This window comes from Mesorhizobium sp. M7A.F.Ca.US.007.01.2.1 (assembly GCF_003998165.1).
GTDB lineage: Bacteria > Pseudomonadota > Alphaproteobacteria > Rhizobiales > Rhizobiaceae > Mesorhizobium > Mesorhizobium ciceri.
The window spans coordinates 1-2,673 of record NZ_RZQP01000410.1 but is presented as its reverse complement, the minus strand read 5'-3'; the positions used below and the strand labels follow the sequence as shown (position 1 = coordinate 2,673).

The following is a 2,673-nucleotide window of genomic DNA, read 5'->3' as shown; positions in this document are numbered from 1 at the left end:
CAATCACCCCCCTCTGTCCTGCCGGACATCTCCCCCTCAAGGGGGGAGATTGGCTGTTGTCCCGGCTTTCGCCAATTTCCACCGTCACAGGAGTGAGCGGAGCGTCGAAGCTGCCAATCTCCCCCCCTGAGGGGGAGATGTCCGGCAGGACAGAGGGGGGCGCCTCGCGCAAACTCGTCAAGCATAGCCAACCCGCCAGAGACACTAATTGCCTCTCCGATAAATCCCTTGCGTGAGCCTCGCGGCCTTTCTCTGCAACCATCCTTAGAGCTGCAACGGCAATATCGCGCGCCGCACCTTGATCGGCAAACGCCAGCGGCCTCGCATTCTGCCCGTCACCCGCGACAGACACCCGCCACCGAACTCCCGCATCGGTGCGCGTCGCAGCAAGCCGCACGTCGGCCGTGACCGCATCCATGGTGAGTTGCCCGCAGCCGTCCACAACGACCGACACCTTCGGCCCTAGGCGTTGTACGAGCCCAGCTTCTTCGATCGCAGCCCTGATACGTTCAGCCAGCGGCCGGGGATCGGCAATCTCTTGCGGATCAATGCCGGCCAGCGGCCCGGTCTCGACCGGCACGCCGGTGCGAACCGCGATATCAAGCGCATCGACCTCCGCCGCCAGCAGCGCAGCACTTTGCGCCGTCAGGCCGCGTATCTGCAGGCTGCCGCGCGCGGTGACTTCCATGATGCCATTGCCGTGCCGCAAAGCGGATTCGGCTAGTCCGATCAACGACTCTGGCGACATCCCCCCAGCGACCGGGTTGAGCCGCACCAGCAGGCCGTCGCCGGTTTGCATCGGCGCCGACAAAGCCGGACAGGCGCCGCGGCGCGAGAAGGCGTTCATGCCGCCACCCCAAGCGCTTCTGCCTCGGCGATCAGGGCTGCGAGATCGTCGTCGATGGAATTGCGCAGGGGATGCCACAGGCCGCGCCGGCGCGCCGACAGGAAGCGCTCGGCGATGATTTTTGCGGCGGCTGGGTTTTCGCGCAGGATGAAGGCGCGGACCATGGGATCGCCTAGATAGGCATCATGAACCGCCTCGATCAGCGTTCCCGGAATGGCGTGCGTGGTTTCGGCGAAGCCAATCAGCCGGTCGACGGTTTCGGCGAATTCCGAGGCGCCGCGCGGGCCGTGGCGCATCTGGCCTGATATGAAGCGTGGATTGACGGCGCGGGCACGCACGACGCGCGCTACGGCCTCACTGATCGAGCGTGGCTTCGGCTTTTGCGGGTCCGTGGTGTCGAGCACGATGACGTCGGCATTCCTGCCGAGCGCCGCAACTGCTGCGGAAAAGCCGCCGATGAAGGCGACATCGGCGGAGCCCTCGAGGATGTCGCGGCCGGGGTCGTCGCCGGTGTGGACGAGAAGATCGGCTTCGGCGATGCGGCCCTCGAAGGCGCCGGGTGCGAAGATGCCTTCGCCCCCGGCGCCGCCATAGGCGTGCGATGTAGCGTCGAGATAGGCGCGGCCGATTTCGTCGCGCGCGCTCCAGTTGCCGGAGGACAAGATATCCTCGACGCCGGCGCCGTATGTGCCCGGCGAGGTGCCGAAAATGCGCGGGCTGATCTTGCCGTCGGCGCGGGTCTTGGCCGCGAGCGGGTTTTCCGAATCCTCCTCGTCGCGCGCGGCAACCGCGTTGGCTGCGGCATCGATCAGCGCGATTTGGGTCGGGAACATGTCGCGGAACAGGCCGGATATGCGCCAGGTGACATCGACGCGCGGACGGCCCAGCATGGCCGGCGGCAGCACTTCGATGCCGGTGATGCGGCCGGTCGCCGAATCCCATTGCGGCCGGCAGCCCATCAGCGCCAGGCCTTGAGCGATCTCCTCGCCGCCGGTGCGCAGCGATGCCGAGCCCCAGAGATCGATGACCAGCGAGCGTGGCCAGTCGCCATGCGACTGCATGTAGCCGCGCACGACTTCCTCCGCCGCTGCCCTGCCCAGATCATAGGCGGTCGGCGTCGGCATGGTGCGCGGGTCCGAGGTGAACAAATTGCGGCCGGTAGGCAAGACGTCCGAGCGGCCGCGCGTAGGCGCGCCGGCCGGCCCAGCCTTGACGTGGCGGCCATCGAGCGCGGCGAGCAGCGCCGTCTTCTCGGCTTCAGCACTTTGCCGGCGCATGGCGTCCGGCTCATCCTCCGGAGCGCGGCCATAGATATGCAGCCCGTCCTTGATGGCGAAATCCTTGAGATCGCAAAGCCAGGCGTCGATGCGGCGCAGCGCCTCGTCCGGCGCGTCGGTCGTGGCGACGCCGGCTTCGGTGGCCAGACCGGTTTTTTGCGCGGTGTCGACGATCAGTTTCGCCAGTCGGTCACGGCGGCGACGGTCGAGCCCGTCGGCCTGGGCATATTCATCGACCAGCCGCTCGAGCTTGTGCTGGTTTTCGTCCAGCCCGGCGCCGGTCAGCGGTGGCGGCAAATGGCCAAGGGTGACGGCGGCAATGCGCCGCTTGGCCTGCGCCGCTTCGCCCGGGTTGGAGACGATGAAGGGATAGATGACGGGCAGGGGGCCGGTGACGATCTCCGGAAAGCAGTTTTCCGACAGAGCAACGGTTTTGCCCGGCAGCCATTCAAGCGTGCCATGGGCGCCGACATGGACCAGCGCGTGGACGCCGAGCGACTTGCGCAGCCAGAGGCCGAAGGCGATCAGCGCATGGCGCGGGGGCAGCGT

1 protein-coding gene and 1 pseudogene are annotated in these 2,673 nt (G+C 67.2%); both read right to left on the bottom strand.

The annotated features are described in order from the left end of the window. Positions 1-847: pseudogene (cobG, locus tag EN949_RS34430) on the bottom strand (precorrin-3B synthase); the annotation flags it as partial. After that, positions 844-2,673 (bottom strand): cobaltochelatase subunit CobN (locus EN949_RS34425; protein WP_206535001.1); only part of this gene is annotated, 1,830 nt, incomplete at its 5' end. The gene EN949_RS34425 and the pseudogene cobG, both read right to left, overlap by 4 nt.